This is a genomic window from Bacillus sp. Au-Bac7, from assembly GCF_021341655.1.
In the GTDB taxonomy this organism is placed as follows: Bacteria; Bacillota; Bacilli; order Bacillales; family Cytobacillaceae; genus Niallia.
Map to the genome: position 1 here is coordinate 599,829 of NZ_JAJTTG010000001.1, position 17,630 is coordinate 617,458.

The 17,630-nt window shown below is 37.2% G+C and carries 17 protein-coding genes and 1 pseudogene; 13 read left to right on the forward strand and 5 right to left on the reverse strand.

Annotation, left to right across the window (positions count from 1 at the left end):
• The first annotated feature begins 43 nt into the window (after positions 1 to 43).
• The 7 genes from dapA to LXM54_RS03155 all read left to right on the forward strand — a co-directional run bounded on the left by dapA (position 44) and on the right by LXM54_RS03155 (position 8,521).
• The gene (gene dapA, locus LXM54_RS03125) at positions 44 to 943 is read left to right on the forward strand and encodes a 4-hydroxy-tetrahydrodipicolinate synthase (RefSeq protein WP_233313631.1); all 900 of its coding nucleotides are present in this window, start codon (positions 44 to 46) and stop codon (positions 941 to 943) included.
• A gap of 45 nt (positions 944 to 988) precedes the next feature.
• The gene (locus LXM54_RS03130) at positions 989 to 2,152 is read left to right on the forward strand and encodes an iron-containing alcohol dehydrogenase (RefSeq protein WP_233313632.1); all 1,164 of its coding nucleotides are present in this window, start codon (positions 989 to 991) and stop codon (positions 2,150 to 2,152) included.
• A 9-nt stretch (positions 2,153 to 2,161) separates the two neighbouring features.
• Entirely contained in the window at positions 2,162 to 3,496 is a 1,335-nt protein-coding gene (locus LXM54_RS03135) for a four-carbon acid sugar kinase family protein (protein ID WP_233313633.1), read from the forward strand.
• A complete protein-coding gene (gene pdxA, locus LXM54_RS03140; protein ID WP_233314741.1) occupies positions 3,444 to 4,448 on the forward strand; it encodes a 4-hydroxythreonine-4-phosphate dehydrogenase PdxA in 1,005 nt (334 codons plus the stop codon). Before LXM54_RS03135 ends, pdxA begins: the two co-directional genes overlap by 53 nt.
• A 278-nt stretch (positions 4,449 to 4,726) precedes the next feature.
• Positions 4,727 to 5,893: a sialidase family protein gene (locus tag LXM54_RS03145; protein WP_233313634.1), complete on the forward strand. Its 1,167-nt coding sequence runs from the start codon at positions 4,727 to 4,729 to the stop codon at positions 5,891 to 5,893.
• A 520-nt stretch (positions 5,894 to 6,413) separates the two neighbouring features.
• The gene (locus LXM54_RS03150) at positions 6,414 to 7,697 is read left to right on the forward strand and encodes an SLC13 family permease (RefSeq protein WP_233313635.1); all 1,284 of its coding nucleotides are present in this window, start codon (positions 6,414 to 6,416) and stop codon (positions 7,695 to 7,697) included.
• A gap of 281 nt (positions 7,698 to 7,978) precedes the next feature.
• Complete coding sequence (locus LXM54_RS03155) at positions 7,979 to 8,521, forward strand: DUF1697 domain-containing protein (protein WP_233313636.1); 543 nt, start codon at positions 7,979 to 7,981, stop codon at positions 8,519 to 8,521.
• Between the two features lie 166 nt (positions 8,522 to 8,687).
• On the opposite strand, the gene LXM54_RS03160 is transcribed toward LXM54_RS03155, so the two are convergent.
• The 3 genes from LXM54_RS03160 to LXM54_RS03170 all read right to left on the reverse strand — a co-directional run bounded on the left by LXM54_RS03160 (position 8,688) and on the right by LXM54_RS03170 (position 11,271).
• On the reverse strand, positions 8,688 to 8,870 hold the full coding sequence (locus LXM54_RS03160; protein WP_233313637.1) for a hypothetical protein: 183 nt from the start codon (positions 8,868 to 8,870) through the stop codon (positions 8,688 to 8,690).
• A gap of 149 nt (positions 8,871 to 9,019) precedes the next feature.
• The gene (locus LXM54_RS03165) at positions 9,020 to 10,204 is read right to left on the reverse strand and encodes an MFS transporter (RefSeq protein WP_233313638.1); all 1,185 of its coding nucleotides are present in this window, start codon (positions 10,202 to 10,204) and stop codon (positions 9,020 to 9,022) included.
• 305 nt (positions 10,205 to 10,509) lie between these two features.
• Positions 10,510 to 11,271: a YqcI/YcgG family protein gene (locus tag LXM54_RS03170; RefSeq protein WP_233314742.1), complete on the reverse strand. Its 762-nt coding sequence runs from the start codon at positions 11,269 to 11,271 to the stop codon at positions 10,510 to 10,512.
• A 213-nt stretch (positions 11,272 to 11,484) separates the two neighbouring features.
• Here LXM54_RS03170 and LXM54_RS03175 point away from each other — a divergent pair, with 213 nt between their 5' ends.
• From LXM54_RS03175 to LXM54_RS28405, 4 genes and pseudogenes are all read left to right on the forward strand, one after another.
• Positions 11,485 to 12,162: a polysaccharide deacetylase family protein gene (locus LXM54_RS03175; RefSeq protein WP_442780425.1), complete on the forward strand. Its 678-nt coding sequence runs from the start codon at positions 11,485 to 11,487 to the stop codon at positions 12,160 to 12,162.
• Between the two features lie 167 nt (positions 12,163 to 12,329).
• On the forward strand, positions 12,330 to 13,652 hold the full coding sequence (locus LXM54_RS03180; protein WP_233313640.1) for a sensor domain-containing diguanylate cyclase: 1,323 nt from the start codon (positions 12,330 to 12,332) through the stop codon (positions 13,650 to 13,652).
• Between the two features lie 231 nt (positions 13,653 to 13,883).
• A pseudogene (locus LXM54_RS28400) lies at positions 13,884 to 14,354 on the forward strand (protoglobin domain-containing protein); the annotation flags it as partial.
• Between the two features lie 228 nt (positions 14,355 to 14,582).
• The gene (locus LXM54_RS28405) at positions 14,583 to 15,119 is read left to right on the forward strand and encodes a methyl-accepting chemotaxis protein (RefSeq protein WP_442780427.1); all 537 of its coding nucleotides are present in this window, start codon (positions 14,583 to 14,585) and stop codon (positions 15,117 to 15,119) included.
• Between the two features lie 33 nt (positions 15,120 to 15,152).
• On the opposite strand, the gene LXM54_RS03190 is transcribed toward LXM54_RS28405, so the two are convergent.
• A complete protein-coding gene (locus LXM54_RS03190) occupies positions 15,153 to 15,386 on the reverse strand; it encodes a DUF378 domain-containing protein (protein WP_233313642.1) in 234 nt (77 codons plus the stop codon).
• Positions 15,387 to 15,513: 127 nt separating this feature from the next.
• A complete protein-coding gene (locus LXM54_RS03195; protein ID WP_233313643.1) occupies positions 15,514 to 16,386 on the reverse strand; it encodes a hypothetical protein in 873 nt (290 codons plus the stop codon).
• A gap of 209 nt (positions 16,387 to 16,595) precedes the next feature.
• Between LXM54_RS03195 and LXM54_RS03200 the strand changes: the two genes are divergently transcribed.
• Together LXM54_RS03200 and LXM54_RS03205 are read left to right on the forward strand one after the other, a co-directional pair.
• Positions 16,596 to 17,252: a hypothetical protein gene (locus LXM54_RS03200; protein ID WP_233313644.1), complete on the forward strand. Its 657-nt coding sequence runs from the start codon at positions 16,596 to 16,598 to the stop codon at positions 17,250 to 17,252.
• A 135-nt stretch (positions 17,253 to 17,387) separates the two neighbouring features.
• Positions 17,388 to 17,567, forward strand: coding sequence for an H-type small acid-soluble spore protein (locus LXM54_RS03205; protein WP_233313645.1), 180 nt, complete (start codon positions 17,388 to 17,390; stop codon positions 17,565 to 17,567).
• The last annotated feature ends 63 nt before the right edge of the window (positions 17,568 to 17,630 follow it).

Sequence of the window (17,630 nt, forward strand, 5' to 3'; positions counted from 1 at the left end):
AACTGTTTAAAAAATAAACAATTGAATTGGAAGGTGGAAGGATATGGAGCTAAAAGGGATTATTCCAGCTATGTTGACTCCATTAACGATAGAACAAAAAGTCAACGATTCTGTTACAAGACAATTAACAAACCATTTGCTTGATTCAGGTGTACATGGGCTTTTCATTCTTGGGACAAACGGGGAATTTCACCTGCTGAATAAGGAAGAAAAATTAACATTTGCCAAAATTGTCATTGAGGAAGCAAATGGAAGAGTACCTGTAATCGTTGGTACAGGCGGTAATAGTACAGAGGAAACGATTGATTTATCACAAAAAATGGAGCAGTTGGGCGCTGATGCTTTGTCCGTGATTACTCCGTTCTTTATATCGCCATCACAAGCGGAAATGGCTGTTCACTTTGAAAAGGTAGCAAAGAGTACTTCCTTGCCGATTCTACTGTACAATATCCCGGCTAGAACAGGGGTTAATCTTGAGCCAGAAACTGTTTCACGACTAGCTAAAGTACCGAATATTGTCGGAATCAAAGATAGCAGCGGCAACTTTGCCAACATTGAGAATTACATTAATGCAACAAAGGATGAAGATTTTTCGGTTTTTGCTGGTACAGATTCTTTAATTCTTCAAACCTTACAAGCTGGTGGAAAAGGAGCAGTTGCTGCGACAGCCAATATGGTTCCGGATGTAGTAGTTGCAATTTACGACAAATGGTTAGAAGGAAATATAGAAGCGGCGAAGGAAAATCAAGAAAAGCTACAGCCTCTTCGTGACACCTTTAAACATGGTACCTTGCCTTCTGTATTAAAGAAAGCGGTAGAACTTTACAGTGTTCCAGTAGGTCCACCAAAAATGCCTGTATCTGAAGTATCAGGAGATGCGCTAGAAATAGTCACTGAAATGGTGGAATGGTATAAACAACGAAAAGAATCGATTGTTAAATAACAATAGTAAAACACAATCATAATGAAATTAGAAAGGTGGATGGAAATGCAAACGATTTATCAATTTCAAACTGCGCAAAATATTGTCGCAGGTCCAAACTCACTTCAGTTGCTTGGAGAAAAATTAAACCTACTAGGAGTAGAGGTGAAATCAGCACTGATTATTACACAGCCGCCGATGGTGGATTTAGGTTTTGTTGAACAAATAGTCAATCCGTTAAAAGAGAAAGGAATATCTGTTGATACTAACACAAATATTTTACCTGAACCAACATTAGAAAATATTGAACAAGTTTTTGAAGCAACGGCAAGTAATAATTATGATGTATTAATTGGTATTGGCGGGGGAAGTGTTCTTGATACAACAAAAATTCTCTCTGTGTTAAAAACAAATGATGCATCTGTTGAGCAGCTATTGGGGACTGACCTTGTGGCGAATCCAGGAGTTCCGACAATTTTAATTCCAACCACTTCCGGAACTGGTGCTGAAGTTACACCAAATGCAATCGTTACCCTGCCTGACCAAGAATTAAAGGTTGGTATTGTAAGTAAGTATTTACTTCCGACACTAGTTATCCTTGATCCTGTGCTCACTTTAAAATTACCTAAGCCAATCACGGCTGCAACAGGAATGGATGCTTTTACTCATTCTTTAGAATCCTTTATTTCAACAAAGGCAAATCCAATCAGTGATATGTTTGCATTAGAGTCAATCCGTTTAATCTCTTCCAGCATTGTGGAAGCTTATCAAAATGGAGAATCAATAGATGCAAGAGAAAAAATGCTGGTAGGGTCTATGTATGGCGGGATGGCTTTAACAAGTGCAGGAACAGCAGCCGTACATGCTTTGGCCTATCCTTTAGGCGGAAAATATAAAATTCCTCATGGTGTGGCAAATTCTATGCTCCTTCCACATGTCATGAAATACAATATGGATGCAATAACGGACCGATTGGCTTTAGTTGCTGAACCTATGGGAATCAGTACTGAAGGTCTTTCCAATAGCCAAGTGGCAGAAAAAGTTGTCGAAAAAATCGTTGAGTGGACCAATGTGTTAGAAATCCCTCAAGATCTTAAAAGCTATGGTGTTAAAGAGGAAGAATTGCCGGAAATTTCTGTATCAGCTTCACAAGTCACCCGTTTGTTAAATAATAATCCAAAAAAATTAAGTGTAGCAGATATTGAAGCGATTTATCGCCAGCTGCTATAATGCTAGATTATGAGAATATCAGTTATTTCGGATGATTTAACGGGAGCAAGTGATTGTGGAGGGCAGCTTATTCGTTTCGGTTTAAAGGTGTCCGTAATGGTGCAGGAACATTCTGAAAAAATGAGTGACTATGACGCAGTTATTTACAATACAGACAGCCGCTCTGTTACCGGGCATGAGGCTTATGAAAGCGTGAAAAAGGTATGTGACACGATAAAATCAGATCCAGTAGACGTAATCTATAAAAAGATTGATTCGACCATGAGAGGGAATATTGGGGAGGAAATCAATGCCATCTTTGATTCTTTTTCCCCGGATTTCGTGATCATTGCTCCTGCCTTTCCAGTGAATGGGCGTAAAGTCATTAATGGGATTCATTATCTAAATTCTGTTAAATTGGAGAATACCGAGGTGGCAAAGGATCCAAAAACACCTGTCCGGGATTCAGAGATTAAAAGATTGATAGAAAATCAATCAAAGCGGAAGGTAGAGCATATTACCTTTCAAGAGATTCATCAAGGGCATGACACTATCATGGAAAAATTGGTTTCCTGTAAGAACAATCAGATCTCTTATATTACAGTTGATTCTGCGCAAGAGTCTGATTTGGAAAAACTTGTCGAATTGATTCACCAGACTGATTTCTCCGTCGTTTGGGTTGGTTCTGCTGGTCTAATGAATTATTTACCGGAGATTTACGGGATGAAACAAGTCGAAAAAACGCTTCCTCTGCCTATCCATACTGAACCTGTTCTCTTAGTTGTTGGCAGTGTTAGTGAAACAGGCAGAATCCAGCTGCAGCATCTTTTGAACAATTCGGAAACGGTTGGACTGGAAATGAATTCGTCTAAAGTCTTACAGGACGAAGAATTAAAGGCAATGGAATTAATGCGAATTCTGTCTGAGGCTAAAGAGGCTTTATTTCAAGGGAAAAATGTAGTTTTATACTCTTCGAATAATGTGAATGAAACCCGTAACATTGGCGAGCAACTGGGATATGATGCTGTTAAAATTAGCAATATTATTTCCATGAGATTAGGTGAATTAGCAGCAGAAATCATCTCTATTCATGATTTAAAATATTTATTTTTAACTGGTGGAGATACTGCTCAGCAAGTTTTCCTACAATTAAATGCAAAAGAATTTATATTACTGGATGAAGTAGAATCTGGTATCCCGCTTGGCCGGGTATCCACTGATAAAGAATTTTTTATAGTTACAAAGGCTGGGAACTTTGGCTCAAAGGAAGTCATGTTAAAAGCACTTTATAAACTTCATGGGAGGGATTATGATGAAGCCGATTATAGGGATTACCATGGGCGACGCCGCAGGAGTGGGATCTGAGATTATCGTGAAAGCATTAGGCCATCCAGCTGTGTACGAAATATGCAGACCAGTTGTGATTGGGGACGCGAAAATGATTGAAAGAGCCATTCGTATTACTCAAGCACCATTAACTGTAGCAGCAGTTGCATCTGTCACTGATAGCAAATTTGAATTCGGTACAATTGACTGTATGGATCTGGATTTACTACCTGCTGACTTGCCTTTTGGAGAATTGTCGCCACAAGCAGGAGATGCAGCCTTTCAATATTTAAAGACAGCTGTTGAATTGGCAAAGAATAAAGAGATACAATCAATCTGTACCGCACCATTAAATAAAGAAGCGCTTCACAAGGGAGGACATCTATATCCAGGACATACCGAAATTCTTGCAGAATTAACGGAAACGGTGGATTATTCGATGATGTTATCTTCACCTAAATTGAAAGTGATTCATTTGACCACACATGTTGGTCTGATTAAAGCAGTTCAGTCGATTACACCAGAACGAACGTATAAAGTAGTAAAGCTTGCTCATGAAACATTAACACGTGCAGGTTATACAAATCCAAGAATTGCGGTTTGCGGAATCAATCCACATGCAGGTGAAAATGGCTTGTTTGGTGAAGGGGAAGAGGAAGAAAAACTAGTTCCGGGAATTGAGCAAGCAAGTGCTGAGGGAATAAATGTAAGCGGTCCCCACCCTGCTGATACCGTGTTTTTCCGTGCAGTTCGTGGTGATTTTGATTTGGTCGTCGCCTGTTATCATGATCAAGGCCATGTGCCAATAAAAGTATTAGGATTAGAAGAGGGTGTTAATATAACGGTTGGTTTAAATGGCGGAGTTATTCGTACCTCTGTAGATCATGGTACTGCATTTGATATTGCCGGAAAAAATATAGCTGATGAAAGAAGTATGCTCGCAGCCATCCAATCTGCCGCTGAATTGTCGCCAAAAGAAGTTTGCAAATAAGAATTTGATACCTATTAATTAGTACAAGGGGACTTAAAGTGTAATTTCCCAAGTAAATGGCTTTATTTTAATTTTTAGCAACTAGGAAATTTTAAGTTCCCCATATGGTATCGATACAAAATTCAATAGAACAGTGTATGTAAATATGTAACCCCTTACTTATGGTGGATAATAGTCTGGTAGAGAACTTTTAAAGGGTACCTGCATAGCAAATACTGTTTATTCCAGAAGAGCGGATATTAAAATAGAAATATAATTAAAAAGATAAGGTGATTAGTATGGGTAATAATAAATTAGTAATAAATGAGTCCATTCCAAATGGTAAATTATATCATGATGCTTATACAAATATTGATTTTTCTCTCATTCCATCAGGGCCTTTTTCAACAGCACATGCACCAACTATTATTAAGCTAGACAATGGAGATTTATTATGTGCATGGTTTGCAGGTTCGTTTGAAGGCAGTCCTGATATTTCCATAGTATTATCGAAATTTAATCATGATACGCTAGAGTGGAAGGAACCGAAAATTATTTCGCAAGATGATACTCGCAGTGAGCAAAACCCATCATTCTTCCAAGCACCTGATTCATCAGTATGGTTAATCTATACATCTCAGGAAGGTCGCCAACCAGATAAAGATAATATGCAGTTTACATCCATTATTAAATATCAGAAAACATACGACAATGGTGAAAATTGGACAAAACCAGAAGTATTGTTCAGCCAGCAAGGGACATTTGCTCGACAAGCTATTCAAGTATTAAGTAATGGTAGATGGATATTCAGCACATGGGTTTGTGAGGATTCAGAATTAGGACTTACAAACGATCCTACAGTATTTCAAGTATCAGATGATGAAGGATTAACATGGAAAGAAGTACGCATGCCTGACAGTAACGGACGAGTACATGCTAATGTTATAGAATTAGCAGATGGCCATTTAGTGGCATTTATGAGAAGTAGATTTGCTGATTATATTTATAGAAGTGAATCAACAGATTATGGAGATTCTTGGACAGTGCCTGAGCCAACCATCTTACCAAATAATAATTCAAGTATAAGTGCAATCAAACTTGATAACAATGCCATCGCAATTGCCTATAATGCAAACTCAGCTCAAAACCCTGAAAAAGGCAAAGTAGCATGGCCTGGATTAAGAAACCCAGTAGTCGTGTCTGTGTCTGAAGATGGCGGAAATACTTGGCCTATCGGTCGAATTATTGAACACGCAGAAGGTTTCATCGGAGCAGAGAATAAAACGAATAATTCACAATTTGAATATCCTACGATTTATCAAGATGTAAAAGGGATTTTACATTTAGTCTACGCTTATAAAAATAGAATATGTGTCAAATATAACAGTTTTTCAATTCAAGATATCTATGGTGAAAAACGGGAAAATGAAGGAGTTTACAATCCTACATCGGGAGAAATAAGTTAGATTGGTAGTTTCCTTTCTATACAGGCTTAAATTAGTCCCTTACCTAATGAGTGAACAGAGTAGGGGACTGATATAAAAGGAGAATGTTTTTTTTCGTTTGTTTGTAAGCGTAAACATAATAGGTTAGTATCAATACCGCTGTAACTCCCTGACAGGAGCTTAAGACTTTAACGCCGACTAAGATTGTTAAACATCTTAGCAGGTTTCTACATGCTATTGTTTTTCCAATATAGGAAAAGGTACTTGGTCAAGACTGCTCTAATCAGACTATTTGAGGTTGACGTTTAAGCTCTTTATGCTGATAAGACAGAGAATAACCGCCAGTATGAATGGCATTACTTGATGCAAACATCTGATGGTGCATTTCATCTGCCTAGCTATCTTAACCTTGAGAAATATGTTCGCATTACCGAGCAGAATTTGGTGTGCAGAAATAAGCAGCTGTTTAAGGCAGACTTAGAGACCTTGATAGTTTGAAATATAAGCATACTGTCATTATTTAAGAGAGGAGAAACAAAAAATGACAATGGAAATGATTCTTGCCCTTGGTATTTTGATTCTGATGATTGTCATGATCATGTCAGATAAATTTGCCTTCGGCGCACCACCAATCCTGGCCTCCCTTCTGCTAGTAGTCACCGGTTTGTCTACTGTTCAGGAGGCTTTCGCCGGCTTCGTAAATCCAAGCGTTATCATGGTTGCTGGTTTTATGGTTGTTATGGCAGGACTAATGAAGACTAGCTTGATTAGTAAGGTTCAATCTTCTATGCTCAAATTAGTTAATAAGGGCGGTTATAAAAGCTATGCTTTTTTACTAGTAGTAGTTATGCTTGGGGCTAGTTTAGCAGGTACCGGTTCTACTGGTTACTATGTACTAATTCTATCGTTGATAGCTACAATCCCTTATAATAAAAAAATGCCTACGTCCAAACTGATGATGCCTTTAGGATTTGCTACTAACCATCCTTTACTCCCTTTCAATGTAGCTCTCTTATATGGTGTTACGGTAAGCGTACTGGAAACAGCAGGTTATACTGGCGGGATTTCTATGTCAAAATTTGCTGTAGTGAATTTTATTTTGGCTATTGGTTTCTTAGCATGGAGTTTGATTGCTTATCGTCTTTTACCAGATCATCCGATTACAGAAGATTCTGGATATAGTGAAGTCGCGGTTACGACAGAAATTGTCACGATGCCTTCATGGAAAGAATACAGTACCATCGCAGCATTTATCCTAAGTGTAATTGGTATGATGCTTATGAACGTGTTGGGCAATGCCGCCTATGTAATTCCTGGCCTTGCAGGAGCATTTTTACTAATAATTAACGTGCTTGACTTCAAGGAAGTCCGCGATAATATGGGTGCACCTGTAATTCTTATGATGGCTGGCGTTATCGGCGTTGCTGACGCTTTGGCTAACTCTGGATTTACAGCAATGATTGGTGACTTTGTGGCGAATTCATTGGGTACAGATATTCATCCATTCCTTCTTATCTTTATTTTCGCACTTCTAACTAGTACTTGTGCTACTTTTACTGGTTCAAATATGGGTGCTGTATACATCTTTGCACCTATCGCTATTGCAACGAGCATTAGTTTGGGACTTAATCCTGCTGCGGCCGCAATTGCAGTTGTAGTATCTGGATGGAACGGCGGATATATGCCAGTCGATGGTATGCCTGCGATGATCTTAGGAATGGGTAAATATAAGCTTCCACAGTTCTGGTTATTTACAGTACCTATGTATCTAATTCGTATCTTTGCACTATGTGTCGGTGCTATTCTTATGTTCCCTGTAAACTGATAAGGCGTAAGTTGGAATAGAGAAGAAAAGAAGCGATAGAATTATATTTAAATTGTGAATGTTAAAGAGCGCCATTGTTTGAAAGCGGATTCAACATATTTGTGAAAATGTCTAAACCTAGGATGCATATGGGATTAGACATTTTTTATTATATAGAAAAGGAGCATTTCGGCTTTCTTCTACAAAAGAAACTTTCGCTTTTACAACAAAAGAGAAGTTTAACCGGTATAGTCATTTAGATATAATGAGTTAATAAGTAAATATTCGAAAGGAAGATGACTATGATATATATCGCTCTTCTTCGCGGGATAAATGTTGGTGGGAAAAATAAAATGGACATGAAGCAGCTTAAACAGACTTTTGAACAAGCAGGGATGAATGATGTGGTCACATATATCAATACAGGAAATATCATTTTTTCATCGATAAGTACTTCAAAAACGGATTTATCACGCATTTTGGAGGAAGCGATTCACTCTGATTTCGGATTGAAAATTAATGTATTAATATGCAGCTTTGATGACTTCAAAGCAATCATTCATTCTATTCCAGACACTTGGAGAAATGACAAAGACATGAAAAGTGATGTATTGTTTTTATGGGATGAAATCGATGATGAATCTGTACTAAAAAACCTAGTCATCAAACCAGATATTGACAGAGTGGTATATGTTCCCGGTGCCATTTTATGGTCCGCAGAAAAGAAAAATATAAGTAAAAGCGGAATGGTAAAGATCGTTGGTTCAAAGTTATATAAACAGGTTACTGTTAGAAATGTCAACACCGCTCGGATGATATATGAACTATTGCAACAAAACAGTTAGTTAGCAGATGATCAAGTTACATTGATTATTCAAGATTTTTATGTTGGAAAAGACATATCTTGGATACGAACAAAGAAACGGTTCAAAAAAAGATGAACCGCTTCTTTCCTGCCTATTCATTGCTGTTTAAGTAGTTATGCAGAGATTTTTCATAGATTATACTTAGTTAATCTTCTTGCAGCAATTCCTCTATAAAAATAATAGCAACATCATAAGACTCCATTTCAGTGATATTTATTCCTCTGTCAGTGGCAACATGTGCTGCAAATTGACCCCATTCTTCTAAGGTTTTAACTTTGTCTAAGACATCTTTAACTTCTTCATGCTGTCCTTGACCAACATAATCCACTAGTCGGTTTTTATCCCATTTCTCGCCAAATATGCTTGCTAAATAATCATATAAATTCCTCCTTTTCCTCCTTTTTTCAATCTTTCTTATTTGATTATGCTATCTAAACCTTAACGTATTCATACATAATAACAACAGCTTTTATCCTTCTAAGACACATTTCTCTTATGTGATTTTCTAGCTTTCTTACGAGAGAAAACCAAGGAGATGATAAAGGCAATAAAACAAGTACCAGCTAGAAATATAAACGCTGCTTTCATAGAGACATGCTCATAAACACTGCCGCTGATAATTGGGAAAGTTGTCATCCCAACGGCATAGACAGCCTGGAAGAAGCCCATTGCAGTTGAGCGTTTTTGCTGAGGAATAGATTGGAGCGCCTCAGAAGTTAACAGCGAAAATAAGATACCCGTACCCATGCCAGGGATTAATTGTAAAAAACAAACCATTAAAACGGAACTAGATTGCGGCACTAACAAACAGTAAATGCCAAGTAATAAAAAACTGGAATAGATCCACTGTTTTTTTGTGAGCAGCTCAAGGAATTTCGTTGAAGCAAGCTTAGCAAAAAAAACAGCAGAAATCATATAGATGATAGAGGAAAAACCAATTTCCATATTTTTGGCGCCCAATTCCTGGATAACTTGATTTGTAAAGGACATGGTTGTAGCCATTTGCACACCTTGCTGTACTAATGCTAAACAGGAATAAAGTAAAAGGTTCTTATCTTTTAATACCTGTAATAACTCCATTACAGAAACTTTAGGTTGATTGGTCGGTTTTGTTGTACGAAGGAAAAAGGCAAGCAGACATGCGAATAGGCCAGCTCCTAAGCTAAAGGCGCAAATCACCATCATGCCGACAGTATCATACAAGAAGGTGCTAGTGACAAATGCTAGTAATATCCCAGTGTTATTAGCCATAATGATCTTGCTCGTTGCGCGAGTCTGAGCTTCTTTATTAAAAAAGCTCATATACAATACCATAAAGGAAATCCAAGTTGCACTTGCTGTCCCTGATAATATATTTGCAATTAAAAAGCCCGTTTCATCTGGTAACAAAATTCGAAAAAAGGAAGCAGTACCAGCAAAAAATGTTCCCAAAATAATAAAAAGCTTATGATTACTGCTAAGATCAGCAAGAATACCTACTGGCAATCGTAGGGCAAGTTGTGAAATTCCATATGCACCGATAATAGCACCTACTACATTACTCGAAATATGGGCTAGCAGTAGATAGGTAGTTTGATAAGGGATATATACATATTGAGCGAACCAAAAAAACACCACAATCCATAAAATAAGCGATGCTTGGTTCCTTTGTATAGTTTGCATGGATGAAAATCTCCTTTCCGAATTATCTGTCTAGTCAGTAGATTGAAATACAAAGTTTGCACCGCAGTGGTTAACGTTAAGTTTTAAAGAGTAAGACAACTTCACCTTTCGTATTTATACCTTCTATGTAGAGACTATCTATATATATATCAGAGTATACAAAAGAAAATGAATGTTCAATAATTTCGCTTTGAAAATTAGTTAGAGAGTTCAGTGCAAAATGGACAGGGCTTTAGGTAGGAATAATCTATCCAGCTAACCAGAAATAGGTCACTTTCCATAGAGGAAGAGACCTGTTATAAATTTTACTTATCTTTTTCTTCTATCCGTAATACTTTTAAAATTCGATGGTAGGGACATTTCATGGGGGCTGTTTCATCATCGCGGAGAAAGTATTGCTTCCATTCTAGATTATCCGTCTCTCCATATGTGTTTAAGGAAGGGTGGATGCCGATTTTATCATAGTTTTTAAGTCTTTGCCGAATTTTTGTTTTCACCCGCTCAGCGAAAGTTGGTTTTTTAGTGAATTCCTTCAAGACCCACCTTGGCGTAATCGCAAACATCATAGTTGGAAAATATCTGCTTTGCCGATTTTTGTGGGCAGGTGTGGCGCAATACATGAAGTACTGCTCGCCATGAAAGCAAAACTCCCATAACGAATGATGCGGGTCTTTAGGAATATGTTCTGGCCATTCCATTTTATCGAGTGCAGCAAGCGTGCTTAATTGCTGCCAAAAAAGCTCCTCATATTGTTCTACACCGCAATCGGTTTTTAACTCATCAGGTGTTTCGAAGAAAATGATCAGAGAGGTATAATTTCCGAATGACCTGGACTGTTCTGTATAAGAGAGCAGCAGTTCTCCGAGCTCCACACTGCTGCTCTCTACCCGTGGATCGCCGATAAATCCGTATCGCAATTGATTTTTTCTAAATCCAATAACCGCAGGTATGCAAGGGAAGGGTTTATCCACATCCGTCATCTTCGCTTCAAAAGCTTCTAATGCCTTCTCTTGACATTTAGTTAAGCTGTTTATCGGCAAGGAGTCTTTATTATATAGAATGTTAATCATTATCACCTCACAATTGGTACTAATACTCTATTCAACTGGGAACAAAAGGGAAATATGTCCACTTAGGTCTGTACATTTCGTGTATAAATTTGACCTTTCGGTTGGAGGATTTATCAGAGCTGGTCAAGAATAGGTAATGTATAGTATTGCTTGTCATTTAGGCGATTAGGAGTGATTGAATTGCGGAAAAATCAGCTTGCGTTTGTTTTAATTCTAGTACTAATAGTTCTGTTAGTTGTGTATGGAGCCTACAAACTGATGAATTCACGCACTGTTCAATTGGTTGGGAGTATCGTAAATCACATCGATACGGAGGAAAAGCTAGTGGCATTGACATTTGATGACGGACCGACAAACAATGTCGAAGCACTTCTGCCGCTATTAGAGGAATATGATGCGAAGGCGACTTTTTTTTTAATAGGAAGTGAACTAGAACAGAACATGGAATTAGGAGAAGCGATTGCAGATGCAGGCCATCAAATTGGAAATCATACATACTCTCACAAGAGGATGGTTTTTAAGTTGCCTTCCTATATAAAGGAAGAAATAGAAAGCACAGATAGCTTAATTCGAGATACAGGCTTTGAAGGGGAGATTGATTTTCGCCCTCCATACGGAAAAAAACTAATTGGGTTACCTATATTTCTTGAAAAAAATAACAGGGAAACGATCACCTGGAATTTAGAGCCTGACAAGTTTTATCAGTCAGCAAAAGACAAGATACAATATGTGAAGGAAAATATCACACCAGGATCGATTATTCTTCTTCATCCGATGTATGACAAGACTGGAGAGGAATGGAATACAACAGAAGAGATACTTGATGCATTATCAAAGGATGGATATATATTCGTAACAGTAAATGAGCTTCAAGAAGCAGGCAGTTAGACGATAATAAATATAAGAAGAAACAGGATACACTAGCAGTATTAAATTGGATTAATTTACAAAGGAAATAAAGATTGCTATCCAGTTTTTCCGCTCATATAATAGACAAATATATAATGTTTAGTACTAAAGAACTATTTGGTAGAGATACAGAAGGGGAAATTTTTATGGACTTCACACAGCATCTGTCTTTTTTAAAACTGCAAGAGCCCCAGCTTCGATTGTTAATTGATTTAATAGAGGAATTTATTGTCGTAAAGGACGGTGCCGGCAAATGGATTCTCACAAATAAGAAGGTCATTGAATCATACCGGCTAGCTGGTGTCTGTTATCAAGGCAAAACAGATCTAGAGCTTGCCGAGCTTATACCAGACATGGGAGATAAATTTATTCGTAATCACGCAACAGATGAATTGGCTTGGGAGAAAGGCAGCTCTCTTAAAATGGAAAAATCATTAGTTGATCAAAATGGTGTGGAAAATACGTGGGAAGTCATTAAAACCCCTGTTTTTGATAGTGAAGGACAGCGCAGTCACCTAATTATCGTATCTCGCAATATTACAGACCGGAAGAAATCAGAGCAATTACTGCATGCAAGTGAACGGAAATTTCGGGTTATTACGGAAAAGATGAAGGATATTATTTTGCTTGTTGATAGTGCAGGCTCCATTCAGTATGTTTCTCCTTCCTTTAAGAGAATTCTCGGCTTTGACAGCTGTCCTTTAAAGGGAGAAAGCTTATTTACATTTCTCCACAAACTTGATGCAAAACAAATGCAAGAACGGCTTGATCGTGTAGTGGAAAAGAGACATGTTGATTATAAATTTGAATTTAGACTAATAGATGCCGCCAGTCAATACAGATGGTTTGAAGCAAATGGCTCTTGTGTAAGAGGAGACGACGGGGAACTTGATTATATCATTTTAGCTTCCAGAGAAATTTCGGAACGAAAAGAGTATGAACACAGGCTCGAGGAAATGGCTTATCAGGACTACCTCACCAAAATTCCGAACAGGCGCTCTTTAATGAAAAACTTGCCAAGGCTTATTTCAGAGTCCGAGCAAACGAATAAAATGCTTGCCCTTGCCTTTCTTGACCTTGATTTCTTTAAGCAAATTAATGACACATACGGTCATGAAATTGGAGACAAGCTGCTTGCTCTGTATGTCAGAAGAATAGAGAAAAATTTGCGGTTAACAGACAGTATTGCTAGAGTAGGCGGAGATGAATTTGTTATTACTATTGAAGGGCTGAATAGTAAAGAAGAGGCAGAAAAAATCATTTCCAGATTATGTGAAAGCTTAAAAGAGCCTTGGGCAATTGATGAGAACCATGTATTAAAAACATCGTCCTCCATGGGTGTTGCTCTTTACCCTAATGACGGGTCAACGATTGAAACACTGTTGAATATGGCCGATACAGCACTATATGAAGCAAAGAAAAACGGCAGAGGTCAATACCAGTTTTATTCAGAATCCGCTTTAGTATGAAAATATAACCAGCTTCCTTTTTTTGAAGCTGGTTTATTTTTGTAGATTTGAATTTTAAACAGGAACAAAATGAACATTTGTACCTATTAGTTGTTAATAACCGGATATTTATCTTCTGGAAATCATATGGTATTCTAAGTGTAATATAGGAAAAAAGTAGGGGTGGGGTCTTTGTTTTTAACGAAAAAAAGAGCGAAAAGAGAAACAGCTGAACAATTCACATTAGGGGATGTGGAGTTAAAGGTTGCTAGAAACAGTGAGGTATACAAACAAGTTCAGATGATAGGTTTAACAGCAGAGGATTTAATCCAGCTTAAAAGGATGCATATCTATGTGCTGAATAATATCGGGGGAATTGTAGACAGATTTTATAAAAATTTAGAAAATGAGCCGTCTTTGCTTGGAATCATTCAAGATAACAGCTCTATAGAGCGCTTAAAAAAAACACTGCGAACACATATAGGTGAAATGTTTGCCGGTGAAATCAATCGTGAGTTTTTGGAGAAACGGATACGAATTGCTCATGTTCATGTCAAAATTGGACTGCAGACGAAATGGTATATGTGTGCATTTCAAGATTTGCTGCTGTCCTTGCTTGGGTTGATTGAAGATAATTTCCCAAATAAAGAGGAGCATATGCCGTTAATTAGGGCTGTGTCAAAAATTTTAAACTTGGAACAGCAATTAGTTCTTGAGGCTTATGATGCAGAATCAGACCGAATTAAAGCGGAAGGGGAACAGGAAAAGCTGCTTATTCGCCAAAGTGTAGCAGAGGCTTCAGAAAATCTTGCTGCTATCTCTGAGGAAACAAATCAATCGTTCCAGCACCTTGTTGGTCAGTCTAACGACATGATTATATTCGCAAAAAAAGGTGCAGACTTATCCAATTTGGCAGAGGAGCGAGCATTACAAGGCAAACAGCAAATTAACATGCAAGCAGCCACAATGGAAAATATTCACCATAAAGTCAATGAAATTACAGGAGATGTGCATGTCTTGCTGTCTATCACCAATCAAATGGCTGAAATTATTAATATTGTGAAAGGAATTGCGGAACAAACCAATCTCTTGTCTTTAAATGCAGCTATTGAAGCAGCAAAGGCCGGAGAACATGGATTAGGTTTTTCTGTCGTTGCTGGAGAAGTGAGAAAACTTTCTGATGATACGAAGAAATCTGTCGCCAATGTGGCCACCTTGATTCAAAATACAAATGGACAAACAGAAAAACTGACAAGCTCTTTAGATAAAATCATGGAAGAAATCTCAAAAGGGAATAAAAGTATGCAGGAAACAGCTGAGCACTTCCAGCATATTTTAGAAGCAATGTGTGAAACAAAAGGGCAAAACAACAGGATAGATGAAAAACTTGCTTCTTTCATACAGCTCATCAATGAAATGGGCAGCGATTTTAAAGAGGTGGCTGTATCTGCAGACAAATTAACATGGATTGCTAAAGAGATGGAATAAACAAAAAAAGGCTGGCAGCGCCAGCCTCATTTTTTAGTGGTTTGTTCTTACATGTTGATCAGATGTCTTTTCCTTTGGTGACATGAAAAGCATACCGATATTAATCAGACCAGCGATTCCGACAAGTCCATAAACAATTCTTGATAATGCTGCATCTTGTCCGCCGAAAATAGCTGCTACAAGATCCCATTGGAAGAATCCTATTAATCCCCAGTTAATTGCTCCGATAATAGTTAGAACTAATGCTGTTTTCTGTAATGCTGTCATGACTATTCCTCCTTTTAGTGTATTTCGTTCTTAGTTTGTATTTACACTGTATGGAGGAAAGTGAAACATATTGTGAAAAGGTAAATGTATCCAAAAAGACCCCCCTCATAAAGGAAGGGGGATAAAATTAGTTTTTACCATAGAAGGTAATAAAATTTTCGTAATAATTGTCTGCATATATAAACTCTAAATTTTTACCTTTAGCCATTTTTAAAGTGATATAAGCACTTAAGCTTTTTCCTTTTGAAAGCATCTCGGAACCTTCTAGTTCTTCATCTTCATAATCAACTGCAAAGTACCAATTATCAAATACATCATAGTATTTGTTATTGACATAACCTTCAGAAAGCCAGCCAATATAATCCCTTGCTCCATAATTAGTAATAGTTACAGGCAATGCGATATAACTGTTATTTCCATCGAATAGATAGCTCTCCCCATATTCGTTAATCGGCTTGTCTATCTTCACTGTAAAATTGCCAACACGTACAGTTTTTCCGAAAGGCACCTTGCTAACTTTTTTTGCTGCAAGCTTAGAAGAATAAATATAACCAGTTTTTCCTTCATACGTTACCTTATACATTTTACTGCCAATCACCGATTGTGTGACAAGTTTAGCGTTTACAGGAATGGATATTAGTTTTTTCTGTTTTTTAGATGTGTTGTCATATAAATTGGCGTTATCTTTTGTGTAAAGCGTCACACTTGTAAGTTTTGTTGAAAGCTTGGATGCATACACATAACCTGTTTTGCCGTCGAATTTCACTTTATACATTTTGTCTTTTTTCGCGCTGGTTGTAGTCAGCTTCGTGTTAACTGGGATAGACTTCAGCTTTTTTGCGTTGCTTTTTGTACTGCTGTATAGATTTGCAGTTGACTTTATGTAATAAGTGTAAGATGAGGCAGCACTTGCTGTTTTTGTAAAGTCAGTCTGGAATAAAAGATTTGCTGCTAATGCTAATACAATAAGAAATGAGATCTTTTTGAAAAGTTTCTTCAATATTCTTCCCCCTAGTTTTTCTCTCTTTTCCAAAAAGATTTTATCATAAAAACTAGGAAAAAAGTATATGTTTTATTCCAAGTTATGCTAAATATTTTCTCCGCAGTAGCGTAAACTTAATTATTACATTTTGTCCAAATTATGGATTTTAGCGTAGTGGAAGTGTAATATGTAAATATCTGTTTGTTATTATACTAGGAGGGGAAAATGTGTTATCAACTTTATTACTAATCGGTTTTATTATTGGCATTATCATTTATTTGGTTACATATGTGTATGGAAAAGGTATCCCTAACGTCAAAAGAAGTTTGTCCGTTTTATGTGGGGGGATTATCTTGTTACTTGTTTCTATCCTTCTTATAGGTGGATTTGAAGGAATTCCGTTTGGAATAGTGAGCATAGGGGTCATTTCCATGGCGATTATTTTTTTTATTGTAGGAAAGAGTTCCTTTTGGAAAAAAACTCTTTGTTTAATTGTACTGTTATACGCAGTCGTATTTTCGGCGTACACTTATTTTGATAAAGTGAACTACTGGGTTGTCGACAAAGGGAATGTGGAGAGTCAAGGTCTGCTTACACATTTGCATAATATCGAGGGAAATCCAACTATAAGAGGTTATAAGATATTTAATATCCTTGAAGGAAGCAAAGGGATATTTTTAACACTTGGTGAGCAAATGAGAGGAAACACGATAGAATTATTGGATGTGGAAAACAGTAATGGACGAACAGAAATAAAAATTCGCACCAATTATAATAATTCGCTTGAAAAGAATCCTTTTATTGTGATTGGCCTAGATAAAATAGAATCTGAAATTCTGATTACAGATACCGATGGCACCGTTTATAAAGAAATTAGTGATTGAAATTTATTGAATAGAAAAAAACGAATAATCACATAATGTTAAAGGAGCATATGACCATTTTTGGAACCAAATGGACCATTTGTTCATAAAATTAGCTAAGCAGGCAATCTCTGATGAAGAAAGTAGGTGGAAAAAGTGGACATCAATAGAGCGAAACAGATCTTATCTTCTCCTGCAGAAATCGAAGTCCAATATAACGGAGTATCCATCTGGATTGATGAGATTAAAGAGGAAGATCAGACGGCCATTGTACACTTAGTGGGCGGCATAGAAGAAAGAACAGAAGTAGATATTGAAAGCTTAAAAGAAATGTAAAGGCTTTAGTATACACAATTACTAGAGGAAAGCCCATTGTCGGGCTTTTTTTGTGTAAAAAAA

Coding starts and splice junctions, on each gene's coding strand:
- LXM54_RS03165 (WP_233313638.1), bottom strand. CDS start 10,204: ATGCAAACTATACAAAGGAACCAAGCATCGCTTATTTTATGGATTGTG.
- dapA (WP_233313631.1), top strand. CDS start 44: ATGGAGCTAAAAGGGATTATTCCAGCTATGTTGACTCCATTAACGATA.
- LXM54_RS03190 (WP_233313642.1), bottom strand. CDS start 15,386: ATGACAGCATTACAGAAAACAGCATTAGTTCTAACTATTATCGGAGCA.
- LXM54_RS03130 (WP_233313632.1), top strand. CDS start 989: ATGCAAACGATTTATCAATTTCAAACTGCGCAAAATATTGTCGCAGGT.
- LXM54_RS03145 (WP_233313634.1), top strand. CDS start 4,727: ATGGGTAATAATAAATTAGTAATAAATGAGTCCATTCCAAATGGTAAA.
- LXM54_RS03180 (WP_233313640.1), top strand. CDS start 12,330: ATGGACTTCACACAGCATCTGTCTTTTTTAAAACTGCAAGAGCCCCAG.
- LXM54_RS28405 (WP_442780427.1), top strand. CDS start 14,583: ATGCAAGCAGCCACAATGGAAAATATTCACCATAAAGTCAATGAAATT.
- pdxA (WP_233314741.1), top strand. CDS start 3,444: ATGAAGCCGATTATAGGGATTACCATGGGCGACGCCGCAGGAGTGGGA.
- LXM54_RS03155 (WP_233313636.1), top strand. CDS start 7,979: ATGATATATATCGCTCTTCTTCGCGGGATAAATGTTGGTGGGAAAAAT.
- LXM54_RS03150 (WP_233313635.1), top strand. CDS start 6,414: ATGACAATGGAAATGATTCTTGCCCTTGGTATTTTGATTCTGATGATT.
- LXM54_RS03135 (WP_233313633.1), top strand. CDS start 2,162: ATGAGAATATCAGTTATTTCGGATGATTTAACGGGAGCAAGTGATTGT.